Source organism: Leucobacter sp., assembly GCF_053528595.1.
This window is the reverse complement of the sequence record NZ_JAIVPF010000040.1, coordinates 40,281-67,191: the sequence shown is the minus strand read 5'-3', so window position 1 is coordinate 67,191 and position 26,911 is coordinate 40,281. Positions and strand designations below refer to the sequence as shown.

Here is a 26,911-nt window from a genome sequence, read left to right as displayed (position 1 = left end):
CGTGGTGGTGGTCGGGGCGGCGTCGGCGTACGCGGCGACGCTCTCGGCGGGCGACGTGACCGCCTCCCGGCTGTCGAGCCTGCTCGCGGTGTTCATGACGGGCGGCATCGTGGTCGCCATGCTGACGACGAGCGATGCGGAGTGGTGGAAGCTGCACTTCAGCGAGCTCGGGGCGGGCGCGGGGTTCAGCGGCGCGGTCTTCAACGCCACGCTCATCGTCGGCGGCATGCTGCTCGCCTCGCTCGCCACCCTCATGGCACCGTCGCTCGAGGCCTGGGCGGCGTCCGCCGCGCCCAGCCGCACCCGCGACGTGCGGCTGGTGGGCTGGGCGTTCGTGCTCATCGGCGCGTGCCTCGCCGGCGTGGGTGCGGTGCCCGTGAACGTGAGCCTCGTCGTGCACAACAGCTTCGCGACCGGCATGGCGGTGGCCTTCGGCGCGCTGCTCATCGGCCTGCGCTGGCTGCTCGACGGCTTCTCGCGCGCCTTCATGCTCTTCTCCGACGTCACGCTCATCGCGATCGCGGTCTCGGCGATCCTGTTCTGGCCGGTCCAGTACTACAACCTCGCCGCCTTCGAACTGGTGGCGGCGGGCGTCATCTTCGCCTGGCTGATCATCTTCCTGCGGCATCTCGACGCCTCGGCCGTCCGTCCGGCTAACGTGGAGGCATGATGAGACCCGGAGGCCCCTTCAAGACACCGCCGTCGCGCCGTTTGGATCCCGGGACCCCGCTCCCGCCGCTCGCCGCGTCGGAGCGGTCGCACATCCCCGCCTTCGAGGTGATGCGCATCACCGACGAGATCGCGCAGCGCCGCGCCGCGGGGCGAGACGTGGTCTCCCTCTGCGCCGGCGAGCCCAGCGCCCGGCCGACGCCCGGAACCCTGAAGCCCGCCGGCTACACCGGCCCGCTCGGCACCGCTCCGCTGCGCGAGGCGATCGCCGGCCACTACCGCTCCTGGTACGGCGTCGAGGTGGATCCCGCGACCGTCGCCGTGACGACCGGATCCTCCGGCGCCTTCCAGCTCGTCTTCCTCGCGGCCTTCGACCCCGGCGACCGGGTCGCGCTCGCGAGCCCCGGCTACCCGGCCTACCGCAACATCCTCGCGGCGCTCGGTGTGCAGGTCGTCGAGATCCCCACCGGCTCGGCCACGCGCTACCAGCCGACCCCCGAGCTGCTCGACGCGGCCGTGGCCGAGCACGGCCCGCTCGCCGGGCTCGTCATCGCCTCTCCCGCCAACCCGACGGGCACCATGCTCGGCCGCGCCGAACTGACGGAGCTCACCGCCTGGTGCGCCGGCCGGGGCGTGCGCCTCATCAGCGACGAGATCTACCACGGCATCACCTTCCCGGCGCCCGGCGATCCCGATCGCCGCGGCGTGACCGCTCGCGAGCTCGACCCCGAGACGGTGGTCATCAACTCGTTCTCGAAGTACTGGGGCATGACCGGCTGGCGGCTCGGGTGGGCGGTTCTGCCGCCGGCGCTCGTCGCGCCGTTCGAGGCGCTCGCCTCCAACTTCGCGCTCTCGCCCCCGGCACCGGCTCAGGAGCTCGCTCTGACGGCCTTCACCGACGAGAGCTACGCCGAGCGGGACGCGGTGGTCGACGGCTTCGCCCGGGCCCGGGCCCTGATCCTCGACGCCGCCCCGCGGCTGCACTGGGGCACGGCGGCGCCCTCGGACGGCGCGTTCTACTACTACTCCGACCTCGGCCCCCAGCTGGAGCGCTTCGGCGACTCCGTGCGCTACGCGCGCGCCCTGCTGGAGGGCGCCGACGTCGCCGTCGTGCCGGGGGTCGACTTCGACCCGATCGCGGGGGATCGCGCGGTGCGGCTCTCCTACGCGGCGGGCGAGGCCGCCGTGGCCGAGGCGCTAGAGCGCATCATCCGCTTCCAGGCGGGCTGATGCGGCCGAGCTCCCCGACGGGTGCTCCGGCCGTTCAGACCGCGAACCGGATCGGGGTGCCCGCCGCGACGCCGATGCGGCGCTGCAGCGCCTCGTCGACGACTGCCGAGGGATCCTGCGCCGCGTCGATCGCGATGCCCAGCTCCCGCAGCGCCACCGGCCCGTCGTCGCCGAGATCCAGCACCACCGCGCTCACGGACTCCGCGAGCGGCCCCTCGAGCGCGGCGACGGAACGGGACAGCGCCGAGCGCGTCGCGCGGGCGAGCGCCGACGCATCCCCCTCGCCGGCCCGTACTTCGGCGCTGCAGTAGACGACGCCGTCGCCCGACACCGCCTCGGCGACGAGCGCCTCTCCCGCGCGGCGCACCCGCACCTCGAGCACGCCGCTCGAGGAGGCGATCGGAGTGGTCGAGAAGGGCAGCGGAATACCCGAAGGGGCGTCACCGCGATCATGGGCCGCATGGCCGTGATCGGGTGACGCCCCTCCGAACGTGAACTTCAGATCCATGGGATCCAGCGTACGCCTTCGCGCTTACGCGTTCGCCGCGAGCACGTCCTCCACGCTCGAGTAGGCGAGCTCCGGGAAGGCGTCGGCGACGCCCTTGAAGGTGAGCACGCCGTCGTGGGCGTTGAGGCCGAGCGCGAGCGCGGGATCGGCCTGCAGCGCGGAGACCCAGCCCTTGTCGGCGAGCGCGACCACGTAGGGGAGGGTGGCGTTGGTGAGCGCCGCGGTCGAGGTCTCGGGCACCGCGCCGGGCATGTTCGCCACGCAGTAGTAGATCGAGTTGTGCACCTGGAAGGTGGGATCGTCGTGCGTGGTGGGGCGCGAGTTCTCGAAGCAGCCGCCCTGGTCGATGGCGATGTCGACGAGCACCGAACCCGGCTTCATCTGCGCGACCATCTCGTCGGTGACGAGCTTGGGGGCCTTCTCGCCCGGGATCAGCACGGAGCCGATCACGAGGTCGGCGTCCTTGAGCGCCTCGGTGATGTTGTGCGCGTTCGAGGTGCGGGTCTGGATACGACCGTTGAACTCGTCCTCGAGCTGCTTGAGGCGGGGGATGAAGATGTCGATGATCGTGACGTCGGCGCCCATGCCGTAGGCGATGCGGGCGGCCTGCTCGCCGGCGGCGCCGCCGCCGATGACGACGACCTTGCCGCGACGGGTCGCGGTGACGCCGCCGAGCAGCACGCCGCGGCCGCCGTTGGCCTTCATGAGCGAGTACGCGCCGACCTGCGCGGAGAGGCGGCCCGCGACCTCGGACATCGGGGCGAGCAGGGGCAGCGCGCGACCCACCTGCACGGTCTCGTAGGCGATCGCGGTGGTGCCCGACTCGAGCACCTTCTCGGTCAGGGTCTTGTCGGCGGCGAGGTGCAGGTAGGTGAAGAGCACCTGGCCCTTGCGCAGCTTGTCGTACTCGGCCGCGATGGGCTCCTTGACCTTGAGGATCATGTCGGCCTGCGCCCACACATCTTCTGCGCCCTCGACGATCTTCGCGCCGGCAGCGGCGTATTCGGCGTCGGTGATCGCCGAGCCGAGGCCGGCCCCGGCCTGCACGAGCACCTCGTGGCCGCGGCGGGCCAGCTCGAAGACACCGGCCTGCGTGATGGCGACGCGGTTCTCGTTGTTCTTGATTTCGGTAGGGATACCGACGCGCATGATCTGCTCCAGAGATGTTGAATGCGGGGTGTGATCGTCTGCCCGACGGAGGCGCGCCGCGGCTGCGACGAACGTTGTCAGGATGACTCGATTGTGCAGCATATTCGTATTCCGCGAAAAAAGCGCGAATTCTCTTCGGAAGTAGTCGCTATTATGGAAGAAATCGAAGCGAAAGGTGGTGCGTGATGTCCGATGGATCGAAGAATCTGCGCCCTGAGGCGGACCTCGACGACGTCGATCGCAAGATCGTGGAGGAGCTGCAGGCGAACGGCCGCATCACCAACGCCGAGCTCGCCGAGCGGGTGGGGGTCGCGGCGTCGACCTGCATCGCCCGCGTCCGGAGCCTCGTGGCGCGACGGATCATCACGGGGTTCACGGCGAGCGTCGATCCCCGCGCCATGGGCCTCGGCCTCGAGGTGCTCGTGAGCGTGACCGTGCGCTCCGGCGCGCGGCAGCGGATCGCGGAGCTGAGCGACGAGCTGCGGGCGCTGCCCGAGGTGATGCAGCTCTTCTTCCTCGGCGGGGTCGAGGACTTCATCATCCACCTCGCCGCCCGCGACTCCGACCACGTGCGCGATTTCGTGATGGAGCACCTCTCGGCGCACCCGGCGGTGTCGTCGACCCGCACGAGCATCGTCTTCAGTCACCACCAGAACCCGGTGCGCGTCGAATCCTGAGCCGCTGCGACGGGTGGCCGGGATCCTGCGGCGTCCGTAGGCTGGTGGCGGACACCCGGGGCGGCGGAGCCCCGGAGCGACGGAGGGACGCGGGACCATGGCGCGAGCACTGCTGATCGTCGACGTGCAGAACGACTTCACCGAGGGCGGTGCGCTCGGCGTGAGCGGCGGCGCGGCCGTCGCCGAGCGCGTCAGCGAGCTGCTGCGCTCCTCGGAGGACTACGCGCTGGTGATCGCCTCGCGGGACTGGCACGATTCCGACGGCGACAACGGCGGTCACTTCGCGGCCGCGGACGCCGATCCCGACTACGCGAGCACCTGGCCGGTGCACTGCGTCAGGGGCTCGGAGGGCGCCGAGTACCACCCCGCGCTCGACATCGATCGCGTCGACGTGCACGTGCGCAAGGGCATGGGGGAGCCGGCGTACTCGGCCTTCGAGGGCGAGACGACCGACGGGCGCCCGCTCGCCGAGGTGCTCGCGGAGCACGGCGTCGAACGGCTCGATCTCGCGGGCATCGCGACGGACTACTGCGTGCGGGCGTCGGCGCTCGACGCGCTCGGGCTCGGGATCCGGGTGCGGGTGCTCACCGACCTCGTGGCGGGTGTGGCGCCCGAGAGCTCCGTCGCCGCGCTCAAGGAGCTGGCAGCCGCGGGTGCCGAGTTCGCCTGACGCGCGACCGGATCGTCCCGGCCCCGGTACGCCCCGTCCCGGCCCGGGGCGCCCGCGAGACGGAGCAGATTGTTCCGGCCCGAGGCGTTCGGCGCCGACGATGCGCTCTGCCTCGAACATCGGGCTCGGTTTCGCCAGCGGGTGAGCGGCGGCGCCAGCCGCGTCGTCAGTGCGCGGTCGGGGGCGTGAGCCGGGTCTCGTAGGCGTCGAGCGCGAGCTCGGCGGCGCGCAGCGCCTGGGAGCTGTAGCGCCCGATCGCCCGCTCCTCGAGCAGCGCCTCCCGCTGCGCCTCGAGCGCGACGCGGGCGAGGCGCTGGTACATCTGCCCGGGCGTCTCGGGCCCCTGCACGTCGAGCGGGGCCGTGGGGGCCGCAGCGACCGCGATGGGGAGCAGCGCGCTGCGGGCGCTGGCCCTCGCCTTCCGAGCGGCCGCGTCCGCAGCCTCGGCGGCCTCTGCCGCCCGCTGTTCCCGTTGCTCGGCCTCCTCCGCCGCACCCGCCCCCGAGGTCTCCTGCGCCTGGCTCGGCTGGCTCTCCTGGCCGGCCTGGGCGCTCGCGGTGCTGTCGGCGACCGCCTCGGCGATGGCGTCGTCGGCGGCCTCGGTGAGGTCCCGGCTGAGCGCGGCGAGCTCCGCCTTCTCGCCGCCGGAGCCGGCGCCGTCGGGCCAGAGCCTGCGGATGAGCGCGGGCAGGGTGAGGCCGTGCAGGAGCAGGGTGACGACGGCGACCGCGAACGCGGCGAGCACGATCTGCGGCCGGTAGGGCACCGTCGTGGGGATGGACTGCGCCGCGGCCAGGGTGACCACGCCGCGCATCCCGCTCCACGACAGCACCACCCCGTCGCGCCAGCCCAGCTGCTGCTCGCGCTCGTGCTCGAGATCGGCGGCCGAGCGTCTCGTGCGGATGTCGAGCCGGCGCAGCCGGTCGCGCATGCGGCCGTCGGGCTTCTCGGCGATCCCGGAGCTCTGCACGCGCTCGTTGAGCTGCGCATAGCCCGCGTTGCGCCGCTCGTACTGGCGGGTCACCCCGCGCATGCCCGCGATGAGCGGGGTCACGAAGCCGGCGCGGCAGATGATCAGGATCGCGACGAGCGCGAGCGCGAGCAGTCCGATGTGCTCGAGCTTCAGTTCGCTCTCGCCGACCTGCTCGACGAGGGAGTGGAGCTGCAGCCCCATCACGAGGAACACGCCGTTCTCGAGCAGGAACTGCACGGTGCGCCAGTTGAGTCGCTCGTTCATGCGAGCGGAGGCGCTGAAGCGCCTGGAGGCGTGATGGCCGGTGTAGAGGCCCGTCACGACGACGGCGAGCACCCCCGACGCCTGCAGCTCCTCGGCGGGCACGAACGCGACGAAGGGCACGATGAACGAGATGATCGTGTCGTGCACGGGGCTCGTGAGCTTCGAGCGGATCCACACGGTGATGAGGCCGACCGCCAGGCCGACCGCGATCGCCACCGCCACGGAGAAGAAGAACGATCCGGTGGCGGTGGAGAGCGCGAAGCTGCCCGCGGTCGCTGCGATCGCGGTCTTGAGCAGCACCAGCGAGGTGGCATCGTTCACCAGGCTCTCGCCCTCGAGGATCGACACCACGCGCTCGGGCATGCCGAGCCGCTTGCCGATGGAGGTCGCCGCGACCGCGTCGGTGGGGCTGATGACCGCGCCCAGCGCGATCGCCGCCGGAAGCGGGATGGCGGGCACGATCCAGTGCACGAGGAAGCCCACGACCACGGCCGAGATGATCACCAGGACCACGGACAGCCCGATCACCGGGCGGAAGTTGCGCCGGAAGTCGATGATCGGCACGTTGACCGCCGCCGCGTAGAGCAGGGGCGGCAGCACGACCACGAGGATGATCTCCGGATCCACCTCGACGAGCGGCACGAAGGGGAGGTAGCCGATGCCGATGCCGAGCACCACGAGCAGCAGCGGGGCGGCGACGCGGATCTTGCTGCCCACGATCGAGGCGCCGACGAGGATGATGACGGCCGCGACGGCGATGAGCTCGAGTTCCATGACCGTATCCTAGGGCTCGATGCGATCAGCCGGCTCGACCGCGCTCAGCTCGACGGGGCCCGGCTCGAGCCCGTGGAACGCCGACCACCTCGCGAGTTCCCCGGCGAGCGCAGCGGTGTCGATCCCGGCCCCGGGGAGCGGGGCGACCTCGATGCCGCCGCCCTTGCGGGCGATTCTCCGCCAGGTGCCGGCGACCCGTCCCCGATGCACCGCGGTCGCGAGGAACATGCCGTTGCGACCCGGCACGATGCGCTCGAAGTGCGCGGGATCCAGCTGCGCGTCGCGCAGGGCGTAGCCGAGCAGATGCTCGTCGAACGAGGGGAGCAGCAGCCAGTCGGGGATGGAGACCGCCGAGCCGAGCAGCTCGGCGGGAGCCCACAGCGCGCCGGCGGCTCCCGCGGTGCCGGCGAGCCGGACGCGCGCCAGCCGGCCCGCCTCGGTGGCGGCCTCGAGCCCCCGCGTGGCATCGGAGACGGTGATGCCGGCCCACCACGCCAGGTCCTTCGCGCGCACGGGTCCTCGCGCGGCGGCGTAGCGCGCCGCGAGCTCGGCCGCGGGGTCGTCCGGGGTGCGCGGATCACGGATCCACTCCTCCGCCAGTACGAGGCGGGGCTCGACCGCGCCATCGGTCGGTCCGAACACGGCGAGCCCGTTCTGACACAGCCACCAGATGACGTGGTACCGCCAGTTGCTCCGCCATTCGACGCCCGCCTCGGTCCAGGCGGCCGCGAGCCCGTCGCGGTCGAGGCCGGCGCCGCCGCGGAGCGCCTGCAGCGAGGTCTCGACCAGCCGCTCGAGCGCACCGTCGCTCATGCCGAGCACCTCGCGGCGCTTCGCCGCGCCCGCGAGCGGCCTCGTGCCGGCGACCGCCTGCATCCACCCGATGTCCTCCGCGGGCACCACGTGGATCGTGCCCCGCATCGGCCACGTGCGCACCACCCGGCCCTCGGTGAAGGCGGCCGCCACGTCGGCGAGCGTCACTCCGCCGCCGGCGAGGTTCGCCGCGCGCACCCCGAGCGCCCAGCGGGAGGATCGCCAGTCCTGGCCCTGCAGCGCGAGCATGTGGCGCGCGACCGCGGCCACGCGGTCGGATCCCGAACCTTCGCCGGGCCCGGCTCCCGAGGGCCCGCTCGCTCGGCCCTCGGGCGTCAGCCCGAGGGCGCGCATGCGCAGCGCCAGCAGATCGTCAGGGGTGATGGTCTCGGTCATGCGGTCAGTGTAGACGGGGCCTCCGACGCGCGGTCGCGGCCCTCCGTCAGTCGCCCGGGTCCTCGGTCAGTTCCGCCTCGAGCTCGCGGCTCGCGGCCAGCAGCTCCTCGATCGCGACCTCGATCTCCATGCGGCCCTCGGGGGCGATGACGCTGAGGGCTCCCAGGCACTCGCCGCTCTGCATGACCGGCACCGCGACCACCTCGATCGCGTCGCCCATCCAGATCGCCCGGTGCAGCGAGTAGCCCAGCGTCCGGATCTCCTCGATCGCCTCGGCGTGCGGGCGGCGCTCCTCGTCGGTCGCGTGCGGGTCGAAGGCCAGCAGCACCTGGCCCGAGGTCGAGTGGAGGGGGAGCAGGAGCTCCGCCTCGCGTCGCACGGAGAGCGGCCGCTCCGGCTCGTAGCGCTCGACGATGAGCGCGGCGTCGCCGTTGCGCACGGCGAACGAGATGGCCTCCCCGAGGTGCGACACGAGCTCCCGCATGCGGCGCGTGACCGGTTCGGGCACACCGGCGTGCGCCGTCGCGAAGCGGCCGAAGGCCGCGGCCCGGACCGAGAGGCGATACTGGCGGCGTGAGTCCTGCTGCACCCAGCCGGAGTGCACGAGGGTCGTGAGGTACTGGTGCGTGGCGGGCCGGCTCCATCCGAGCGCCTCGGCGATCTCCGACAGCGCGAGCGTCGTGCGCCCGAGCCGCGGGAAGACCTCGAGCGCGCGGATCGTCTTCGCGACGGACTGCAGGGTGGTGGGTCCCGACAAGATCTCTCTCCGTTCAGGGGGCGCAGGGCGATGACTGGGCCGGCGGCAGCGGCGAGGATTCGCCGATGCGTGCTCGGCGTGAGCGGTTCGCCCGAGGTGAATCCACAGTAGCCGAGATCTTTCCGCCGGATGCTTGACGGCCCCCGGGGCCGTCCCTAGTATGTTTAGCATATCTGAATGAGGATTAAATAATCATTAATCACTCGGAAGATTCGACCACCCGGAATCGATGACGATCGGAGCGAATGCGATGCGGAACCCCTATCTCGACGAGGTCTTCTCGCCGGACCGGATCATGGATCCGCGGAGCCTCGGCGCGATGCAGCCGAACCGCTTGAGCGCATCGCGGAGCTTCCTGGCGAAGATGCTGCGCGAGGGATGGCGGATCGACCGCGACGAGCTCCGGCTCGACGCGCGCGGCAACGGCTCGGCGAGATACACGATCACGACGCCCCGCGGCAGCATCACCTTCGCCGCGTGGCTGCGCGAGCCGCGCGGCGCGAACCGTACCGGCCGCATCATCGGGACCTCCTGGGACATGATGGGGACGCTGATCGACGGCATCGCGACCGATGCGCAGATCGGGGCGTCGGAGGCCGAGCTGCCGAAGCTCTACGAGGGCCGCGCTCCCGAGGGCACGCTGATCTGGATGCGCTCCAACCAGAGCCTGCGCCTCTTCCGGCACGTCCGCGACTCGCTCGCGTCGGGCCGGCAGCCCGACGCCGCGGAGGTGAAGCGGGTCGGCTACCTGATGCGGAACACCGGCCTCGACGGCAACGGCACCTTCGGATCGGTGTCGTTCCCCGCCATCTCGGGCGAGCATCCGCTCGCGGTCTCGTACCACGCCCAGATGCTCTCGGCCTATCTGATGCGCGAGCTCTCGGTCGACGTGGTCGAGGAGCTCGCGAGGCTCGACGCGCCCGGCGCCGCCGTGCGCCTGGCGCCGGAGGTGCGCCGCCACATCGGCGTCGGCAACGGCTCGGCGCTCGGCCTCGTCATGTTCGTCTACAACCGGCCCGTCCTCATCCACTCCTACATCGCGCTGACCGTCGAGGTGCTGCGGCACGTGCTCGAGCTCCCGCTGGAGCCGGGGGATCCCCGATTCGACCGCCTGGAATCGCTCCTCGACCGGACGATCCAGTACCGCGTGCTGGAGGACACGCAGTACCGCGTGTTCACGACCGGCAAGCAGCTCGCCGCCGACCTGCGCCGGATCCGCGCGGTCGTGCGCGCAGCCCGCCGCGGAGAGCTCGCGCGCGGGCCGGCCGAGACCCTGCTCGCCGCGGCGCACCGCTATGTCGGCACCCGGGTGTCCCCGGAGGCGCTCCACACGCTGAACACGCTGCTGATCGAGCTCGTGCCGGATCACGCCGACGAGCTGATGCAGCAGCGGCTCGTGTTCGAGGAGACGCTCGAGTTCGACCCGCGCACGCCGGCGGGCACGATCCGCGAGGCGCTCGCCGAGACCTTCGGGTGGGCGCTCGAGCTGCCGCTGAACGATCCCGACCACCGGGACCGCACCTGGTACCAGTCCCGCGCCGCCGAGGAGCCGCGGTCGGGCCCCGCCGAGGAGGTCCCGGGGGCGCACGAGGTGATCCCGAACTACCCGTCGCGCGCCCGCGAACTCCTCCGCGTCCTCGACGCGAGCGATCCGGACGCCCCGGTGGGGGCGATCCTCGCCGAGCACCCCCACCTCGAGCACATGGCGCGCTCCGCGCTCGCGCTGCGGGGCCTGCCGTACGCGGTGCCGTACGCCGACCCCCACGACATCGACTTCGTGCCGGTCTGGCTCGTGCGCCTCATGAACGCGTTCGTCCACGGGCTCGACCGCACCGAGGACTTCCTCAACCGGTCGGTGCTCGGCCTCATCTTCGACGGCGCGCCCTTCCGCGACGAGCTCGCGTCGGCCCACTCGGACACCTGGTGGTGGACCTACCGCGCGGCCGGATCGGCCGGGGCCGCGGCGCCGGCCGCAGGGGCCGGGGCGCGCGCGACGGCGCTGCCCGCACTCACCCCCAGGGAGAGCGCCATCGTCGCCCCGGAGCACCCCTCGGGCGAGCGGATCACGATGAAGTTCCGCGAGCTCCGCCTCGCCTCGGGCCGCGCGATGCAGGCCCTGGGCGTACCCGAGGGATCCTGGCACGGCGCGCGGGACTTCTTCGTCACCTCGCTGGTGGCGGATCATGCCGCGGCCCGCGGCTTCGGAGACGCGCTCGCCCGTTCGATCGCGCCCGACGGATCGGCGCCCGAGTGGCGCCCTCCGACGGTCGCGCCGTCGGAGGGGCTCGTCGTGCTCGCCTGCCACGGGCAGAGCCTGCACGTCGTCGGCCACGTCCTCGTGCACGCGATCGCCTCGGCCGCGACCGCGGCGGGCGTCGAGGTGCGGCTCGAGGACTTCGCACCGGACCACGCGGAGGCGGGGCTCGCTCTCGCGCTCGCGCGGGTCGGCGTCGAGCTCGAGCGGATCCACGAGGCCGGTCCCGGCGCCTACCGCGCCCGCGTCCCGGGGGACCCCGAGGCCACCCGCGCCCGCTACCGCACCGCCTTCCGCGCGCTGATCCTCGACGGCCTCGAGGTCCCCGCGCAGCAGTGGTGGAACGTCTACTACCCGGCCAACGCCGGTCTCTATCCGGACACGCCGCTGTCCCGGCAGCACACCGGCACCGTCAAGGACGTCTACGTGCCCGGCCAGCGCCTGACGCGGCTCTTCGACCCCGAGGAGGTCGAGCGCTCCGCCGACCCGAACCGCGATACCGACCACTTCATCCCACTGCACACCGACCACCCCGCATCCGTCTGAGGAGAATGATGATCTACGTCGACAGCCTGCTCTGCTCCCCGCTCGAGACCGAACGACCCGGCAACCGGCAGTACCTGGAGGAGGTCGCCGCGGGCGGGCTCGGCGCCATCACGGTCACGGTCGGATTCTGGGAGGACGCCACCGAGTCCATGGACCAGATCGTGAAGTGGCGCGACATGGCCGAGGACAACGCCGACCTCGTCGAGATCGCCTATCGCGCGAGCGACATCCGGCGCATCGCCGAGTCGGGTCGCACGGCCATCATCCTGGGATTCCAGAACGTGTCCTTCCTGCAGGGGCGCCTCGGCTACGTCGAGCTCTTCGCCCGCATGGGCACGCGCGTCGGCCAGCTGACCTACAACATCCAGAACGACCTCGGCGGCAGCTGCTACGAGCCGCACGACAGCGGCCTCTCCCGCTACGGCGCGTACGTGGTGCAGGAGATGAACCGCTGCGGGATGGCGATCGACCTCTCCCACGTCGGAGAGCGGACCACGCTCGACGCCATCGAGGCGTCGAGCCAGCCCGTCGCCATCACGCACGCGAACCCCGCCAGCCTGGCGCCGCACCCCCGCAACAAGTCGGACCGCGTGCTCGACGCGCTGCGCGACCGCCGCGGTGTCATCGGCGTCTCCGTCTACCGCAACCTGGTGGGGGAGTACACGACGCCGCAGCGGTGGTCCGAACTCGTCGCCTGGACCGTCGACCGGGTCGGGATCGAGCACGTCGGGATCGGCACCGACCTCGACCAGAACGGCGGCTTCGAGTACGTCGAGTGGATGCGGCAGGGCCGATGGGCCCGCGAGATCCAGTACGGCGCCTCGAGCGCGTCGAAGCCCGGTCCGACGCCGCCGCTCGACTGGTTCCGCTCGCCCGCGCAGTTCCCGAACGCCGAGCAGTGCCTCCGCGAGCGGGGGTTCGACGAGGGCGAGGTCGCCGCGATCATGGGCGAGAACTGGCTGCGCTTCTACGACGAAGTGTTCCGAGAGATCTAGGCCCGAACAGGAGAAGCACCCATGGCAATGATCGATACGTCAACGACGACGTACACCGGATCCACCCTGCGGCCGTTCCTCAACGCGGAGCGGATCGTCAAGCGCTTCGGCGCGCACCGCGCCATCGACGACGTGTCGCTGGCCGTCGGCCGGGGCGAGGTCATCTCGGTGATCGGCCCCTCCGGCGCCGGGAAGAGCACCTTCCTGCGCTGTCTGAACCTGCTCGAGATCCCCGACTCCGGGGTGCTCGCGATCGGCGACGACGAGCTCTCGTTCGGCGAGGCTCCTCCGAGGCGCGCGGAGGTCGCGCGGCTGCGCCGCCAGGCCGGCATGGTGTTCCAGTCGTTCAACCTCTTCCCGCACCTCACCGCCGCCGAGAACATCGAGCTCGCGCAGAAGCGCGTGCTCGGACGCACCCCGGCCGAGGCGAGGGATCGCGCTCGGGCGCTGCTCGAGCGGGTGGGGCTCGCGGCGAAGGCAGACGCGTACCCGAGCCAGTGCTCGGGGGGTCAGCAGCAGCGCATCGCGATCGCCCGAGCGCTCGCGATGGACCCGGAGCTCATGCTCTTCGACGAACCGACGTCCGGGCTGGACCCCGAGGTCGGCGCCGAGATCCTGAGCGTGATGCGGGAGCTCGCGGACTCGGGCATGACGATGCTCATCGCCACGCACGAGATGGAGTTCGCGCGGCACGTCTCGAACCGCGTCGTGGTGATGGTCGACGGCGCGATCGTGGAGCAGGGCCAGCCCGAGCAGATCATGACCGAGCCGAGGAGCGAGCGCGTCCAGCGCTTCCTCTCGGCGGTGCTGGGGCGATGACATGGGCGAAGCACTGCTCGCCATCGTCCTCGCGGCCGGCATGACCGTCCTCCTCACCGCGGTCTCGGGCGCGGTCGGGATCGTGCTCGGCGCACCCGTGATGCTGCTCTCCCGGAGCCGCTTCGCGCCCGTCCGCGCGTGCTACTGGGCGTTCGTGCACGTCGTGCGCGGCGTGCCCACGCTCGTGTGGCTCTTCATCGCCTTCTTCGGCATCACCCAGCTCGGCATCACGCTCACGGCCGTCGCGTCCGCGATGATCACGCTCAGCGTCATCGCGGTCGCGAGCATGGCCGAGATCTACCGCGGCGGACTGAACGCGATCACCCAGGGGCAGTGGGAGGCGAGCGCGGCGCTCGGGCTCGGGCCGTGGAGCACGGCCCGGGACGTCCTCTTCCCGCAGCTGTTCCGGGCCGTCTCGCCGACCGTCGCCACCTATCTCGTGGGGCTCATCAAGGAATCGGCTCTCGCCTCGACGATCGGCGTCGCCGAGATCACCTTCGTCGCGGGCCTGCAGGTGCAGTACTTCGGCGACGGCCTCACCTTCTTCGCCTTCGCGGGCCTGGTCTACCTGGCGCTCAGCGTGCCCCTCGGCGCGCTGTCGCGGGTGATCCACGCCCGCCTGACCCGGAGGTACGCGGTCCTGTGAACGACTTCTCCTGGCTCTGGGACTGGCCGACGCACGTCCCGAATCTCCTCCCCGGCCTGGCTGTGGCGATCCTCCTCACCGTCGCCTCCTGCGTCATCGGGTATCCGCTCGGGTTCTTCCTGGCGCTCCTCTCCGAGTCCCGCAACGCCTGGATCCGCTGGACCGCGATCGTGCTCGTGGAGACCGGGCGCGGCGTTCCGGCGCTCGTGCTGCTCTACCTCGTGTACCGCGGGCTCCCGCAGCTCGGCGTGCTGCTCGACGCCCTGCCGGCCGCCGTCGTGGCGCTCACCGTCACCGCGGCCGCGTACTCGGCCGAGATGATCCGCGCGAGCATCGCGGCGCTGCCGCCGGGGCAGACGGACGCGGCCGACGCGCTCGGCCTCGGGCCCGCGGACCGGTTCCGCTTCGTGATCCTGCCGCAGGCGGCGAGGATCTCGATCCCCCCGCTCGTCAACCTCACGATCACGATGTTCCACATCACGTCTCTCGCGAGCGTGATCACGGTCGCGGAGATCATGCACGCCGCGTATCTCAGCGGCGCGATCAGCTGGCGGTACATGTCCGTGTACATCGCCGCAGCCTTCGTGTACGCCGTCATCGCGATCCCGGGCGCGATCTTCGCCGGCCGCCTCGAGCGGAGGCTCTCGGGAGGGCGCCCCCGGGCTCGCGGGCGGCGCCGGCGCGCCGCGGTCGCCGCGGCCCCCGAGGTCCCGGCCGTCCCCGCGCGCGTCTAGGCGGCCGTCGCGCGCCGTTCGCGCCCGGCTCCTCGAGAGACCCGATCCGCAGGCACCGGCCGTTCCCGCCCGACCCATCGCATCACCCACCGACGCATCACCCACCACCCACCACACCGAACCCAGGAGGCATCAATGAAGAACCGACTGATCCAGGCCGCCGCGCTCAGCGCGGTCGCCGCGCTGCTGCTGTCGGGCTGCAGCGCCTCGTCCGAGCCCTCGAACGCGGCGAGCGAGAACTGCACGCCGGTGCACGAGGGCCTCGAGACGATCACGCCGGGCGTGCTCACCGTCGCCCACTACGACTACCCGCCGTTCGCGTACATGGAGGACGGCGAGTTCGTCGGGATCGAGGGCGAGATCATCAACCGCATCGCCGAGATGGAGTGCCTCGACGTGAAACTGGTCCCCGGGGACTCCTCGGCGATGATCACCTCCGTGCAGACCGGCCGCGCCGACACGACCCTCGGCAGCTGGTACCGCACCGCCGAGCGCGCGGAGGTCGTCCGCCTCAGCGCCCCCGTCGTCACCTCCCCGCTCTCGATCGTGTCGACGACGGGCATCAGCACGGTCGACGAGATCGCGGAGCTCGACGCCGTGGGCGCGGGGCAGGCGCTCGTCGGCATCGAGGAGCTGCAGGCGCTGCTCGGCAGCCGGCTCAAGCTGTACTCGACGAACGACGCCGAGTTCGCCGACTTCCAGTCGGGCCGGATCGACGGGGCCGTGCTCGGTCTCGGCGCCGCGGTCACGCTGCTGGGGCTCTACCCCGTCGAGGGGGCGACGGTGCAGCCGATCGAGCCGGATCCGCGGCTGTCGGCCACGGTCAACGTCGGGCAGACCAACTTCCCGGTGAATCTGGAGAACGACGGGCTCGGCGAGGCGATCGACGCGAACATCGCCGCGCTCCGGGAAGAGGGGTTCATCGCCGAGCTCGCCGAGAAGTACGGCTTCCCCGCCGAGATCGCGGATCCGGGCGAGCCCAACCTGCTGTGAGCGGCGCCGGTGCGGGCGGCGGGCGGCCGTCGCCCGCACCGGTCCTCCGCGACGACCTCCGTCGTCGCGACGGCCTCAGAACCGCGCGCGCCGGTACTGCGGCGGCACGAGCTCCACGGCGGAGGGCGCCCGCAGCTCGTGGGCCCAGCGGACGGGCAGGTGCGGATCGGCGAGCAGGGGACGCCCCAGCGAGACGACGTCGGCCTGGCCGGAGGCGAGGATCCCCTCCGCCTGCGCCGCCGAGGTGATGAGCCCGACGGCGCTCACCGGCAGCGGGCCGCGGCGCAGCCGCTCGGCGAGCGGCACCTGGTACGACGGTCCGACGGGGATGCTCGCGTCGGTCGTGTTGCCGCCGGAGGACGCGTCGACGAGGTCCGCGCCGTCCTCGGCGAGCCACTCCGCCACCGTCGCGGCCTCCTCGACGTGGAAGCCGCCCGCGGTCGCGAGCGCCCCCGGCCGTGCCGCCGGGGCGCCGCTCCCGTCGGGTCCGGCGCCCACCCACTCCGTGGCCGAGACGCGCACCACGATCGGCAGCGCCGGGTGCCGATCCCGGATCGCGCGCACGACCTCCCGCAGCAGGCGGGCGCGGCCCGCGAGATCCCCGCCGTAGCCGTCGTCGCGCCGGTTGGAGAGCGGCGAGAGGAACTCGTGGATGAGGTACCCGTGGGCGGCGTGCACCTCGACGACGTCGATCCCGGCCTCCACGGCGCGGTCGGCGGCCTCCGCGAAGTCCCGGAGCACCCGCTCGATGCCCGCCGCGTCGAGCGCCCGCGGCGTCGCCAGATCTCCGAACGGGATCGCCGAGGGCGCGACGGTCTCCCAGCCGCCCGCGCCGAGCGGCACCGATCCCTCGGGGAATCCCGGCAGCCACGGGTGGGTGGACGCCTTGCGGCCGGCGTGGGCCAGCTGCACGCCGAAGCGGGCGCCGTGCGCGTGCACGATGCCTGCGAGGCGCGCGAACGCGGCGGTCTGGTCCGCGTTCCACAGTCCGAGATCGCGAGGCGAGATGCGCCCCTCCGGCGCGACCGCCGTCGCCTCGGCCATCACCAGGCCCGCGCCGCCGCGGGCGAGGCCGCCGAGATGCTGCACGTGCCAGTCGCGCGGGATCCCGTCCTCCTCGGGCACCGAGTACTGGCACATGGGCGCCACCCACAGCCGGTTGCGCAGCTCGAGGTCTCGGAGGCGGATCGGGCGGAAGAGGTGCGGGTCGGCCATGGCTGGCGAGTCTACTCCTCCCGGCACCGGGGAAGAATCCGCGGCGCAGAACGTTGCACCCCGTGACGGCACCCCGTCGACCGCACCCGTCGGCCCACCCGGCACGACCGCACTGGAGGCACTCCGCATTGACCCCGCTCCTGCGCATCCTGAGGTTCACCCGATCCCTCACCCCCTACTACATCGGCATCATGATCGCCGCCGCGGTGGTGACCGCCGCGGGCCTCGCCGTGCCCTTCATCACGGGCCGCGCCACCGACGTGATCGTGAGCGCGGTGGGCTCCTCGACCTCCGGCGGCGAGGAGGCGCTGGCGGATGTCGCCGGTGAGGCGATCCGCCTCGTCGTGCTCCTGGCGATCGCGCTGCTGGCGGTGAGCCTGGTCGAGGCGGGCATCGGCAACGTGGGCGGCTACTGGGGCGACGTGATGAGCGCGAAGATGCGCACGATCCTCTCGACGCGATACTTCGAGCAGCTGCTCGCGCTGCCGCAGCGCTACTACGACAACGAGCTCACGGGCACCATCGTGGCGCGCCTGAACCGCTCGATCTCCGAGATCACGAACTTCATGAAGACGTTCTCCAACATGTTCGTGACGCTGCTGCTCACGACCATCTCGGTGCTGGTCATCAGCGCCTGGTACTACTGGCCGCTCGCGGTGCTGCTGATCATCGCCTACCCCGTCTACCTGTGGCTGACCGCGCTCACGAGCCGCAGATGGCAGCGCCTGGAGGGGGAGAAGAACGAGCACGTCGACGTCGCCTCGGGACGCTTCGCCGAGGTCGTGGGGCAGATGCGCGTGGTCAAGTCGTTCGTGCGCGAGCGCAGCGAGCTCGACGCGTTCAGCCGCCGCTTCTCGAGCACCGAGCACCTCACCGCGCAGCAGTCGCGCCACTGGCACACGATGGACGCGCTGCGTCAGGGCGTGCTGCATGCCATCTTCTTCGTGCTGTACGCGATCATCTTCGTGCGCACGGTCGGCGGGCACTTCACGCCGGGCGAGATGGTGATGCTGATCCAGCTCATGGCGATGGCGAGGCAGCCGGTCATGAGCCTCAGCTGGGTGGTCGACACCGCGCAGCGCGCGATCGCGGGATCGAAGTCGTACTTCGAGGTCATGGATCTCGACCCGATGCGGGTCGACGGCGGCGGGGAACGGCCCCGCGAGCCGCGGGCCTGCTTCAAGCCCGAGGCCGAGGGCGATCCGGATCGCCCGGCCGTGTCGTTCCGCGACGTGCGCTTCGGCTACGACGATGACGACGACGTGCTCTCGGGCATCTCCTTCGACGTGGCGCCGGGGGAGCGGATCGCGTTCGTCGGCGAGTCGGGCGGCGGCAAGACCACGATCACGAACCTGCTGATGGGGCTGTACGGGGTGCGCTCGGGCCGCATCGAGGTGGCCGGCGCGGGCGAGGACCTGGACGAGCTGCGCCGCAGCGTCGGCGTCGTGTTCCAGGAGCCGAACCTGTTCTCGGGCACGATCGCCGAGAACATCGCCTACGGGCGGCCGGAGGCGACGCGCGAGGAGATCGAGGCGGTGGCGCGGCGGGCGGCCGTCGACACGTTCGTGAGCCGCTTCCCGAACGGCTACGACACGCTGATCGGCGAGCGCGGCGTGAAGCTCTCGGGCGGGCAGAAGCAGCGGATCGCGGTGGCGCGGGCGATGCTGAAGGACGCGCCGATCCTGGTGCTCGACGAGGCGACCTCGGCCCTCGACACCAAGTCGGAGCGCCTGGTGCAGACCGGTCTCGAGGACCTGATGCGGGGGCGCACGAGCCTGATCATCGCGCACCGCCTCTCCACGATCGCCGAGGTGGACCGCATCGTCACGCTGCGCGAGGGCCGCATCGACGAGGTCGGCACCCCGGCGGAGCTCGCCGCGTCGGGCGGGATCTACGCCGAGCTGCTCGAGCTGCAGCACTCGACGGCGAAGGCCGACCGCAAGCGCATGCGCGAGTTCGAGGTGGTGGGGTAGGGGTTCCACCCGTTCCGCGGGTTCCCCAGCGGCGGCCGCCGGCTCCGCGAATGTCGGAGGTCTGTGCCAGGGTTGAAGGGTCCCACCGAACGCGAGACCCGAAGGAGGAGCCGATGCACGAGATCAAGTGCCCGCACTGCGGACGGGCGTTCACCGTCGACGAGGCCGGCTACGCCGATATCCTCAAGCAGGTCCGCGACGCCGAGTTCGAGCAGCAGCTGCACGAGCGTCTCGAGACAGCCGAGCGCGAGAAGCTGAGCGCGCTCGAGCTGGCGAGGGCCGAGGCGGCGACCGAGCTGCAGCGGGCGGCCGCCGCGAAGGACACCGAGATCCAGGGCCTGCGGGCGAGGCTCGAGGCGGAGGAGACGGGCCGGCGGCTCGCGGTGGCGGAGGCGCTCGGCGCGGTCGAGAAGGAGCGCGACGCGCTCGCGAGCGAGCTCGAGCAGGCGAAGCAGGAGACGCGGGCGGCGGTGGAGCTGGCCGAGGCGAAACTGGTGGCCGAGCTGCAGCGGGCGGCCGCGACGAAGGACTCGCAGATCCAGGAGCTGCGGGCGAAGCTCGAGGCCGTCGAGCTCTCGCAGGAGCTCGCCCTCTCCGAGGCCGTCGGGGCGGTCGAGCGGGAGCGGGACGAGCTGAAGAGCGGGCTCGAGCGGGCGGCGCTGGAGAAGCAGCTGGCCGAGCGCTCGATGCGGGAGCGCTACGAGGTGCAGCTGCGGGATCGCGAGGAGCAGATCGAGCGGCTCCGCGACATGAAGGCGCGCCTCTCCACGAAGATGATCGGCGAGACCCTCGAGCTGCACTGCGAGCACACCTTCAACCAGGTGCGCGCGATGGCCTTCCCGAACGCGTACTTCGAGAAGGACAACGACGCGCGGACGGGCAGCAAGGGCGACTACATCTTCCGCGACCGCGATCCCGCGGGCGTCGAGATCGTCTCGATCATGTTCGAGATGAAGAACGAGGCCGACGGCACGGCGACGAAGCACCGCAACGAGGACTTCCTCAGGGAGCTCGACAAGGATCGGCGCGAGAAGGGGTGCGAGTACGCGGTACTCGTGTCGCTGCTCGAGCCCGAGAGCGAGCTCTACAACAGCGGCATCGTCGACGTCTCGCACCGGTATCCGAAGATGTACGTGGTGCGCCCGCAGTTCTTCATCCCGCTCATCACGCTGCTGCGCAACGCCGCGCTGAACGCGCTGCAGTACAAGACCGAGCTCGAGCAGGTGCGCGCCCAGAACATCGATATCACGCACTTCGAGGAGCATCTCGACGCCTTCAAGGACGCCTTCGGGCGCAACTACGACCTCGCCTCGCGGCAGTTCCAGGAGGCGATCAAGCGGATCGACACCTCGATCGCCGAGATGCAGAAGGTGAAGGACAACCTGCTGAAGTCCGAGAACAACCTGCGCCTCGCGAACGACAAGGCGCAGGGCGTTACGATCAAGAGGCTCACCCGGGGCAACCCGACGATGCAGGCGAGGTTCGCCGAGCTCGAGAGCGGCGCCGGCACGACCGCCGGCGAGTGAACGGGACGGAACGCGCACGCATGAACCTGGGATCGATCCTCGACGCCGGCTCCTTCGCCGAGGCCGACGAGGCCTTCGCCGCCTTCGAGGAGTGGGCGTGGGAGGAGCGCGCGCTGCGGCTCTACCCCGCCCAGGAGGAGGCGATCCTCGGCATCGCGCTCGGCAGCAACGTGATCCTCGCGACCCCCACCGGCACCGGCAAATCGCTCGTGGCGATGGGCGCCCACTTCATCGCGCTCGCCGAGGGGCGCCGCACGGTCTACACCGCTCCCATCAAGGCGCTCGTGAGCGAGAAGTTCTTCGACCTGGTCGAGGTGTTCGGCGCCGAGAACGTGGGCATGGTCACCGGTGACACCTCCATCAACTCCGAGGCGCCGATCCTCTGCTGCACCGCCGAGATCCTCGCGAACCTCGCCATCCGCGACCGCGCGGCCGGCGGCATCACCCAGGTGGTGATGGACGAGTTCCACTTCTACGCCGAGCCCGAGCGGGGCTGGGCCTGGCAGGTGCCGCTGCTGCTCATGCACGACGCCCAGTTCCTGCTGATGTCGGCCACGCTCGGCGACGTCGCCGAGCTCGCGGCCGACCTCACCCGCCGCACCGGCCGCGACACCGCGCTCGTGACGGGCGTCGAGCGACCGGTGCCGCTCAGCTTCGGCTACGAGGCGGCCCCCGTGCACGAGGTCGTCGAACGGCTGATCGAGGATCGCGAGACCCCGGCCTATCTCGTGCACTTCAACCAGTCCCACGCCGTCGAGCAGGCGCAGGCGCTCGCGAGCATCCGCATCGTGGACCGCGCGGGCCGGGACGAGATCGCCGACGCCATCGGCGGCTTCCGCTTCTCCACAGGCTTCGGCACCACACTCTCGCGGCTCGTGCGCGCGGGCATCGGCGTGCACCACGCCGGCATGCTCCCGCGCTACCGGCGCCTCGTCGAGCAGCTCGCGCAGCGCGGTCTGCTGCGCGTCATCTGCGGCACCGACACCCTCGGCGTCGGCATCAACGTGCCCATCCGCACCGTCGTCATCACCGCGCTCACGAAGTTCGACGGCGAGAGGATGCGCCGCCTCTCGGCGCGCGAGTTCCACCAGATCGCCGGTCGCGCCGGCCGTGCGGGCTTCGACACCGAGGGCGACGTGATCGCGCTGGCCCCCGAGCACGAGATCGAGAACGCGAAGGCGGTCGCGAAGGCCGCGGCGAAGGCCGCGACCGGCAAGGGCGGCAAGTCGAAGCCCGTGAAGAAGAAGGCGCCGCCCCAGGGTTTCGTCGCCTGGAGCGAGCAGACCCTCGAGAAGCTCGTGGCCTCGCAGCCGGAACCGCTCGTCAGCCGCATGCGCGTGACCCACGCGATGGTGCTCGGGGTGATCGGCCGGGGCGAGGAGCACGAGGGCGAGGCGCTCGCCACCATGCGCACGCTCGTGTTCGACAGCCACGAGTCGCGCGCCGTGCAGTACGCCCACGCCCGCACCGCGATCGGCATCTTCCGGACGCTGCGCAGCGGCGGCATCGTCGAGGTGCACGAGGACGCGCGGGGCCACCGCCTCCTGCGTCTCACGGTCGAGCTGCAGGCCAACTTCGCGCTCAACCAGCCGCTCTCGCCCTTCGCGCTCGCGGCCATCGAACTGCTCGATCCCGGATCGGACGACTACCCGCTCGACGTGATCTCCATCATCGAGGCGACGCTCGAGGACCCGCGTGCGATCCTGCGCGCCCAGGAGCACCGCGCCCGGGGCGAGGCCGTCGCCGCCATGAAGGCGGAGGGCATCGAGTACGACGAGCGCATGGAGCTGCTCGAGGAGGTGACCCACCCGCAGCCGCTGAAACCGCTGCTCGACGAGGCGTTCCACGAGTACACGAAACACGTGCCCTGGGCGCGCGACTTCGAGCTGCGCCCCAAGTCGGTGGTGCGCGACATGGTGGAGCGCGCCTTCGGCTTCCGCGACCTCGTCTCCTTCTACCAGCTGGGACGTGCCGAGGGCACCGTGCTGCGCTACCTCAGCGACGCGTTCCGCGCGGTCGAGCGCACCGTTCCCGAACAGGCCAAGAGCCCCGAGCTCGAGGAGCTCATCGAGTGGCTCGGAGAGCTCGTGCGGCAGGTCGACTCGAGTCTCATCGACGAGTGGGAGGAGCTCGCCAATCCGGATCCCGAGGCTCACCGCAGGGCCCGGGAACTGCTCGGACTCGACGCCGATGGCGACTCCGTCGCGCCGCCCACCCGCTCCGTGCTCGCCAACCAGCGGGCCTTCCTGGTCATGCTGCGCAACGCCCTCTTCCGGCGGGTGCAGGCGGCGGCGTTCGAGCGCTACGACGAACTGGCGGAGCTCGACAGCGCCCACGCGGCGGCGCTCGGGGGCGTGGGATCGCAGGGCTTCGGCGAGCAGCGGTGGCGTGAGGCCCTCGCCGGCTACTACACGGAATACGACGAGATCCGCATCGACGCCGACGCGCGCGCCCCGGGGCTGCTCGAGCTCGACCGGGGAGCGGAGGCGACGGGTGCCGGGGTGTGGCGCTTCCGGCAGGTGCTGCTCGACCCCGAGGGCGATCGCGACTGGGGGATCGAGGGCGTCGTCGACCTCGCCGCGTCGGAGGCGGAGGGGGAGCCCGTCGTGCGCGTGGAACGGGTCGGACCGCTCGCCCCGTAGCGCTCGACGGCGCGGGCCGCTCGCCTCGCTGCGGGCGGCGGGCCGGCGGCCGCATGCTCCGATCCGGTGCGCGTCGGCGCCTCGATGCCCTCCGCCAGACCTCCGCCCCGCCCAGGACTCCGCTCAACCGGCGCGGCTCCGCGTAGGATCGAGGTATCCAAGGGGAAACAGGGGAGAGGGGATCGGCGTGATTCCATACGCTGAGCGCACGCGCGTGCTGGTCGTGATCGGGACGAGACCGGAAGCGATCAAGATGATCCCCGTGATCCGCGCGCTGCAGGAATCGGGGACCTTCCGACCCGTCGTCATCGCGACGGGGCAGCACACCGACCTCGTCGACGATCTGATCCATCAGGCAGGCATGCGCGTGGACGCGAACCTGCGCGTCTCCGAACCGCGCGACGGCGTGCGCCCCTCGCTCACCGAGATGTTCGCGAGTGTGATGGTGGGCATCGACCGCATCTGGTCGAGCCAGACGGTGCCCGAGGAGTACCGCGCCGACGGGCGCCGCGAGGTCGGCGGGGCGGTCGCCTGCCTGGTGCACGGCGACACCAGTTCGGCGGCGGCGGCGGCGCTCGCGTCCTTCAACCTCCGCATCCCCGTGGTGCACGTGGAGGCGGGGCTGCGCACCTCGAACCTGCTCGCCCCGTTCCCGGAGGAGGGCAACCGCCAGCTCATCTCGCGCATCGCGGCGCTGCACCTCGCCCCGACCACCACGAACAAGATGAACCTCGTGCGCGAGGGCGTCGACTACGACCGCGTGCTCGTCACGGGCAATACCTCGATCGACATGCTGCGGTGGGCGTCGGATCAGCAGGGCGGCTACGGACCGGGCCTCGAGGCGCTCGAGACCGACCCGGACGCCCGCATCGTGCTCGTCACGGCGCACCGCCGCGAGAACTGGGGAGCGGGGCTCGAGCGGATCGCCTCCGCCGTGCGCCGTCTCAGCGAGCGGTACCCGGAGACCAGTTTCGTGGTGCCGGTGCACCCGAACCCCGTCGCCCGGCAGCCGCTGTTCGACGCGCTGTCGGACCGCCCGAACGCACTGCTCGTCGAGCCGCGGGACTACGCCGACTTCGCCCGCCTGATGGGGGCCGCCCGGGTGATCATCACCGACTCCGGCGGCGTGCAGGAGGAGGCGCCCGCACTGGGCACCCCGGTGCTCGTCGCCCGCGAGACCACGGAGCGCGAGGAGGGCGTGCACGCGGGCACCCTCGTGCTCGTCGGCACCGATCCCGAGCGCATCGTGACCGAGGCGTCGCTGCTGCTCGACGACGACGCCGAACACGCGCGACGCGCGGCGAAGCGCAATCCGTACGGCGACGGCTACGCCTCGGAGCGGATCGTGCGGGCGCTCGACAACATCCTCCGCGACGGGCCGGCGCCCTCCGACCTGGCGAGCGACGGCCTGCGCGACGCCGTGCGGCGCCGTCTGGGCCTGGATCTCGAGGACGACCCGGCCGGGGGCGCCTCCCGCGCGGCGGCGCTCGCGGCGGCTCCGGCGCAGTCCCAGGAATCGGCTTCGGCCGCGGCCTTCGAGTTCGAGACCGAGGGCCTCCCCGACTTCGATCTCGTCTCCCTCGCGGCGCAGCGGCATGGCTGAGCCGGCTCAGGCGCAGCTCCCGTTCCTGCGATGGCTGGAGGAGGTGTTCGCCTATCTCTTCCACATGTACGACGGCACCCCCGCGTGGGCGATCCCGATCTTCTGGGTCGCGCTCGTGCTCATCCTGTGCACCTTCCTCTCGCTGACCGTGCTGATCTCGCGCGCCGCCGCGGTGCGCCGCCGCGAGCGCCGGGAGGGCCCGGGCACACGCGAGCGGTCCGGGGAGGACCGATTCCTCTGGGTGTTCATGGTCCCGGCGCTCAACGAGGAGGTGACGATCGCCGATTCCGTGGGCCGGCTGCTGGAGGTCGAGGTGACCCACAAGTCGATCCTCGTGATCGACGACGGCTCGGACGATCGCACGGGCGAGATCCTCGCCGGCCTCGACGCGCCCGAGCTGACGGTGCTCACGCGCGTGGCGCCGAACGCGCGGCAGGGGAAGTCGGAGGCGCTCAACGACGCCTGGCGGCACCTGCACCGCGATGTGCTGGGCGCCGGCCCCTACGCGGGGTGGGATCCGCAGCGCGTGATCGTGGCGATCGTGGACGCCGACGGCCGCCTCGACCGGGAGGCCTGGCGCGTGTCGCCGCAGTTCGCCGACGCGCGGGTGGGCGGCGTGCAGTCGCTCGTGCGCATCTACAATCGCCACGGATTCCTCACCTGGGCGCAGGATCTCGAGTTCGGCGTGTTCGGCTCGATCTTCCAGCTGGGCCGCATGGCCTGGGGCACCGCCAACATGGGCGGCAACGGCCAGTTCAACCGCCTGGCGGCGCTCGACAGCGTCGCCATCACCGACGACGCGGGGCGCAGGGGGCCGTGGAAGGCGGGCCGGCTGACCGAGGACCAGGACATCGGCCTGCGGCTCATCCACGAGGGCTGGCGCGGTGCGCAGACGAGTGCGGTCAGCATCCACCAGCAGGGGCTCAACTCGCTGTGGGCGCTGTACCGCCAGCGCACCCGCTGGGGCCAGGGCGCGTGGCAGGTGCTCGACCTGATCCCGGCGAGCGTGGGCAACCGCCGCCTCGGCTTCGCGGCGCGCTGCGACCAGTTCTGGTACCTGCTCACCCCCTTCGTGCAGGCCTGGGTCGGGCTGTCGGTGGTGCTGAGCATCGTGTTCCTGGCCATGGGGCTGGTGCAGCCGGAGTGGTCGCTGCTGATCCTCGTGCTGTTCTACCTGTTCTCGGCGGGCCCCGGGATCGCGGGGGTGCTCTTCGCGAGACCCCAGCGCGGTCTCAAGGACTTCGTGCTCAATCTGCTCCTCGCCCATCTCTACCTGATCTACTCGTGGCTCATCTACCCGGTCGTGTACCGCGCGCTGCTGCGCCAGCTGCTGCGCCGCACGAGCTGGGCGAAGACGAAGCGCGAGGCGATCGCGAAGCCGGCCGACGATCCCGGCCGGGTGGGCGGCGCGGGTCCGGGGGCGGCGGGCGGCGCGGGCTGACCCTCGGTAGAGTGGGCGGCATGGCCACGTCGAGAGGGCGCGGGCGGCCGAAGGGCGGAACCGACTCGCGCAAGCGGATCATCGCCGCCGCCGTTGACGAGTTCGGGGCACGGGGATACGAGGGCGCCACGATCCGCTCGATCGCCGAGCGGGCGGGGGTCGACTCGGCGCTCGTGCACCACTATTTCGGCACCAAGGCCGACCTCTTCGCGGAGGCGGCGGGGGTGCCGCTGCGCCCGGACGTCGCGGTGCCCGCCATTCTCGCGGGGCCCCGCGACGAGGTCGGCGAGCGCGTGGTGCGGTTCGTGCTCGAATCCTTCGAGCGGGAGGAGGTGCGCCGTCGCGGGGTGATGCTGCTGCGCGCGGCCGTCGGCGGCAAGCTCGGCGCGCCGGTGCTCGTGGGGTTCCTCTCGCGCGAGCTGCTCTCCCGGGTCGCCGCGCAGCTCGACGTCCCCGACGGCGAGCTGCGCGCGTCGCTCGTCGCCTCCCAGATCGGCGGCCTGCTGATGACGCGCTACGTACTGCGGCTGGGGGTGCTGGCCGACGCCCCCATCGACGAGCTGGTGGTGCGCATCGGCCCCACCGTGCAGCGGTACCTCTTCGACTGAGCTGCGCCCGACCAGGTGCGCCGGATCTCGGGATCC

23 protein-coding genes are annotated in these 26,911 nt (G+C 71.8%); 17 read left to right on the top strand and 6 right to left on the bottom strand.

Annotation, left to right across the window (positions count from 1 at the left end; translation table 11 throughout):
* Together ACWKZU_RS08605 and ACWKZU_RS08600 are read left to right on the top strand one after the other, a co-directional pair.
* Positions 1-670 (top strand): DUF998 domain-containing protein (locus ACWKZU_RS08605; RefSeq protein ID WP_449281910.1); only part of this gene is annotated, 670 nt, incomplete at its 5' end.
* Positions 667-1,899, top strand: coding sequence for a pyridoxal phosphate-dependent aminotransferase (locus ACWKZU_RS08600; protein ID WP_449281909.1), 1,233 nt, complete (start codon positions 667-669; stop codon positions 1,897-1,899). The genes ACWKZU_RS08605 and ACWKZU_RS08600, both read left to right, overlap by 4 nt.
* A gap of 34 nt (positions 1,900-1,933) precedes the next feature.
* Here the strand turns inward: ACWKZU_RS08600 and ACWKZU_RS08595 are convergent, their stop codons facing one another.
* Complete coding sequence (locus ACWKZU_RS08595) at positions 1,934-2,407, bottom strand: hypothetical protein (RefSeq protein WP_449281908.1); 474 nt, start codon at positions 2,405-2,407, stop codon at positions 1,934-1,936.
* Between the two features lie 24 nt (positions 2,408-2,431).
* Positions 2,432-3,556 carry an alanine dehydrogenase gene (gene ald, locus ACWKZU_RS08590; RefSeq protein WP_449281907.1) on the bottom strand — a complete coding sequence of 375 codons (1,125 nt, stop codon included), beginning with the start codon at positions 3,554-3,556 and terminating at the stop codon, positions 2,432-2,434.
* Between the two features lie 30 nt (positions 3,557-3,586).
* Between ald and ACWKZU_RS08585 the strand changes: the two genes are divergently transcribed.
* The 3 genes from ACWKZU_RS08585 (at position 3,587) to ACWKZU_RS08575 (ending at position 4,903) form a co-directional block, all read left to right on the top strand.
* A complete protein-coding gene (locus tag ACWKZU_RS08585) occupies positions 3,587-3,742 on the top strand; it encodes a hypothetical protein (protein WP_449281906.1) in 156 nt (51 codons plus the stop codon).
* Positions 3,742-4,233: an Lrp/AsnC family transcriptional regulator gene (locus ACWKZU_RS08580; RefSeq protein ID WP_449281905.1), complete on the top strand. Its 492-nt coding sequence runs from the start codon at positions 3,742-3,744 to the stop codon at positions 4,231-4,233. The genes ACWKZU_RS08585 and ACWKZU_RS08580 overlap by 1 nt, the downstream gene beginning before the upstream one ends.
* Before the next feature lie 97 nt (positions 4,234-4,330).
* Positions 4,331-4,903, top strand: a complete 573-nt coding sequence (locus ACWKZU_RS08575) for an isochorismatase family protein (RefSeq protein ID WP_449281904.1) — start codon at positions 4,331-4,333, stop codon at positions 4,901-4,903.
* Positions 4,904-5,069: 166 nt separating this feature from the next.
* Here the strand turns inward: ACWKZU_RS08575 and ACWKZU_RS08570 are convergent, their stop codons facing one another.
* From ACWKZU_RS08570 to ACWKZU_RS08560, 3 genes are read right to left on the bottom strand one after another with little or no spacing between them, the layout of a single operon-like run.
* Positions 5,070-6,914, bottom strand: a complete 1,845-nt coding sequence (locus ACWKZU_RS08570; protein WP_449281903.1) for a cation:proton antiporter — start codon at positions 6,912-6,914, stop codon at positions 5,070-5,072.
* Between the two features lie 9 nt (positions 6,915-6,923).
* Entirely contained in the window at positions 6,924-8,123 is a 1,200-nt protein-coding gene (locus ACWKZU_RS08565) for a winged helix DNA-binding domain-containing protein (protein WP_449281902.1), read from the bottom strand.
* 46 nt (positions 8,124-8,169) lie between these two features.
* On the bottom strand, positions 8,170-8,880 hold the full coding sequence (locus tag ACWKZU_RS08560) for an IclR family transcriptional regulator (protein WP_449281901.1): 711 nt from the start codon (positions 8,878-8,880) through the stop codon (positions 8,170-8,172).
* A 250-nt stretch (positions 8,881-9,130) separates the two neighbouring features.
* Between ACWKZU_RS08560 and ACWKZU_RS08555 the strand changes: the two genes are divergently transcribed.
* The 6 genes from ACWKZU_RS08555 to ACWKZU_RS08530 all read left to right on the top strand — a co-directional run bounded on the left by ACWKZU_RS08555 (position 9,131) and on the right by ACWKZU_RS08530 (position 15,867).
* Positions 9,131-11,680 (top strand): hypothetical protein, encoded by a 2,550-nt coding sequence (locus ACWKZU_RS08555; RefSeq protein ID WP_449281900.1) that lies wholly within the window; start codon positions 9,131-9,133, stop codon positions 11,678-11,680.
* A gap of 8 nt (positions 11,681-11,688) precedes the next feature.
* Positions 11,689-12,675, top strand: coding sequence for a dipeptidase (locus ACWKZU_RS08550; RefSeq protein ID WP_449281899.1), 987 nt, complete (start codon positions 11,689-11,691; stop codon positions 12,673-12,675).
* 21 nt (positions 12,676-12,696) lie between these two features.
* On the top strand, positions 12,697-13,494 hold the full coding sequence (locus ACWKZU_RS08545) for an amino acid ABC transporter ATP-binding protein (RefSeq protein ID WP_449281898.1): 798 nt from the start codon (positions 12,697-12,699) through the stop codon (positions 13,492-13,494).
* A 1-nt stretch (position 13,495) separates the two neighbouring features.
* Positions 13,496-14,140, top strand: coding sequence for an amino acid ABC transporter permease (locus ACWKZU_RS08540; protein WP_449281897.1), 645 nt, complete (start codon positions 13,496-13,498; stop codon positions 14,138-14,140).
* Positions 14,137-14,874 carry an amino acid ABC transporter permease gene (locus ACWKZU_RS08535; protein WP_449281896.1) on the top strand — a complete coding sequence of 246 codons (738 nt, stop codon included), beginning with the start codon at positions 14,137-14,139 and terminating at the stop codon, positions 14,872-14,874. The genes ACWKZU_RS08540 and ACWKZU_RS08535 overlap by 4 nt, the downstream gene beginning before the upstream one ends.
* Positions 14,875-15,009: 135 nt before the next feature.
* A complete protein-coding gene (locus ACWKZU_RS08530; RefSeq protein ID WP_449281895.1) occupies positions 15,010-15,867 on the top strand; it encodes a substrate-binding periplasmic protein in 858 nt (285 codons plus the stop codon).
* A 75-nt stretch (positions 15,868-15,942) separates the two neighbouring features.
* Here ACWKZU_RS08530 and ACWKZU_RS08525 read toward each other — a convergent pair whose 3' ends face one another.
* Entirely contained in the window at positions 15,943-17,082 is a 1,140-nt protein-coding gene (locus ACWKZU_RS08525) for an NADH:flavin oxidoreductase/NADH oxidase (RefSeq protein WP_449281894.1), read from the bottom strand.
* A gap of 128 nt (positions 17,083-17,210) precedes the next feature.
* Here ACWKZU_RS08525 and ACWKZU_RS08520 point away from each other — a divergent pair, with 128 nt between their 5' ends.
* The 6 genes from ACWKZU_RS08520 to ACWKZU_RS08495 all read left to right on the top strand — a co-directional run bounded on the left by ACWKZU_RS08520 (position 17,211) and on the right by ACWKZU_RS08495 (position 26,875).
* Positions 17,211-19,055: an ABC transporter ATP-binding protein gene (locus ACWKZU_RS08520; protein WP_449281893.1), complete on the top strand. Its 1,845-nt coding sequence runs from the start codon at positions 17,211-17,213 to the stop codon at positions 19,053-19,055.
* Positions 19,056-19,168: 113 nt separating this feature from the next.
* The gene (locus ACWKZU_RS08515) at positions 19,169-20,581 is read left to right on the top strand and encodes a DUF2130 domain-containing protein (protein WP_449281892.1); all 1,413 of its coding nucleotides are present in this window, start codon (positions 19,169-19,171) and stop codon (positions 20,579-20,581) included.
* 20 nt (positions 20,582-20,601) lie between these two features.
* On the top strand, positions 20,602-23,223 hold the full coding sequence (locus ACWKZU_RS08510; RefSeq protein WP_449281891.1) for a DEAD/DEAH box helicase: 2,622 nt from the start codon (positions 20,602-20,604) through the stop codon (positions 23,221-23,223).
* A gap of 187 nt (positions 23,224-23,410) precedes the next feature.
* Entirely contained in the window at positions 23,411-24,826 is a 1,416-nt protein-coding gene (gene wecB / locus ACWKZU_RS08505) for a non-hydrolyzing UDP-N-acetylglucosamine 2-epimerase (protein WP_449281890.1), read from the top strand.
* Positions 24,819-26,267 carry a glycosyltransferase gene (locus ACWKZU_RS08500; RefSeq protein WP_449281889.1) on the top strand — a complete coding sequence of 483 codons (1,449 nt, stop codon included), beginning with the start codon at positions 24,819-24,821 and terminating at the stop codon, positions 26,265-26,267. The genes wecB and ACWKZU_RS08500 overlap by 8 nt, the downstream gene beginning before the upstream one ends.
* Before the next feature lie 20 nt (positions 26,268-26,287).
* On the top strand, positions 26,288-26,875 hold the full coding sequence (locus tag ACWKZU_RS08495) for a TetR/AcrR family transcriptional regulator (protein ID WP_449281888.1): 588 nt from the start codon (positions 26,288-26,290) through the stop codon (positions 26,873-26,875).
* The last annotated feature ends 36 nt before the right edge of the window (positions 26,876-26,911 follow it).

Excerpts from the sequence above, each read along its gene's own strand:
- ACWKZU_RS08575 (WP_449281904.1), top strand. The coding sequence starts at position 4,331 with ATGGCGCGAGCACTGCTGATCGTCGACGTGCAGAACGACTTCACCGAG.
- ACWKZU_RS08580 (WP_449281905.1), top strand. The coding sequence starts at position 3,742 with ATGTCCGATGGATCGAAGAATCTGCGCCCTGAGGCGGACCTCGACGAC.
- ACWKZU_RS08545 (WP_449281898.1), top strand. The coding sequence starts at position 12,697 with ATGGCAATGATCGATACGTCAACGACGACGTACACCGGATCCACCCTG.
- ACWKZU_RS08565 (WP_449281902.1), bottom strand. The coding sequence starts at position 8,123 with ATGACCGAGACCATCACCCCTGACGATCTGCTGGCGCTGCGCATGCGC.
- ACWKZU_RS08570 (WP_449281903.1), bottom strand. The coding sequence starts at position 6,914 with ATGGAACTCGAGCTCATCGCCGTCGCGGCCGTCATCATCCTCGTCGGC.
- ACWKZU_RS08525 (WP_449281894.1), bottom strand. The coding sequence starts at position 17,082 with ATGGCCGACCCGCACCTCTTCCGCCCGATCCGCCTCCGAGACCTCGAG.
- ACWKZU_RS08530 (WP_449281895.1), top strand. The coding sequence starts at position 15,010 with ATGAAGAACCGACTGATCCAGGCCGCCGCGCTCAGCGCGGTCGCCGCG.
- ACWKZU_RS08550 (WP_449281899.1), top strand. The coding sequence starts at position 11,689 with ATGATCTACGTCGACAGCCTGCTCTGCTCCCCGCTCGAGACCGAACGA.
- ACWKZU_RS08555 (WP_449281900.1), top strand. The coding sequence starts at position 9,131 with ATGCGGAACCCCTATCTCGACGAGGTCTTCTCGCCGGACCGGATCATG.
- ACWKZU_RS08510 (WP_449281891.1), top strand. The coding sequence starts at position 20,602 with ATGAACCTGGGATCGATCCTCGACGCCGGCTCCTTCGCCGAGGCCGAC.
- ACWKZU_RS08600 (WP_449281909.1), top strand. The coding sequence starts at position 667 with ATGATGAGACCCGGAGGCCCCTTCAAGACACCGCCGTCGCGCCGTTTG.
- ACWKZU_RS08595 (WP_449281908.1), bottom strand. The coding sequence starts at position 2,407 with ATGGATCTGAAGTTCACGTTCGGAGGGGCGTCACCCGATCACGGCCAT.
- ald (WP_449281907.1), bottom strand. The coding sequence starts at position 3,556 with ATGCGCGTCGGTATCCCTACCGAAATCAAGAACAACGAGAACCGCGTC.
- ACWKZU_RS08515 (WP_449281892.1), top strand. The coding sequence starts at position 19,169 with ATGCACGAGATCAAGTGCCCGCACTGCGGACGGGCGTTCACCGTCGAC.
- ACWKZU_RS08500 (WP_449281889.1), top strand. The coding sequence starts at position 24,819 with ATGGCTGAGCCGGCTCAGGCGCAGCTCCCGTTCCTGCGATGGCTGGAG.
- ACWKZU_RS08495 (WP_449281888.1), top strand. The coding sequence starts at position 26,288 with ATGGCCACGTCGAGAGGGCGCGGGCGGCCGAAGGGCGGAACCGACTCG.
- ACWKZU_RS08540 (WP_449281897.1), top strand. The coding sequence starts at position 13,496 with ATGGGCGAAGCACTGCTCGCCATCGTCCTCGCGGCCGGCATGACCGTC.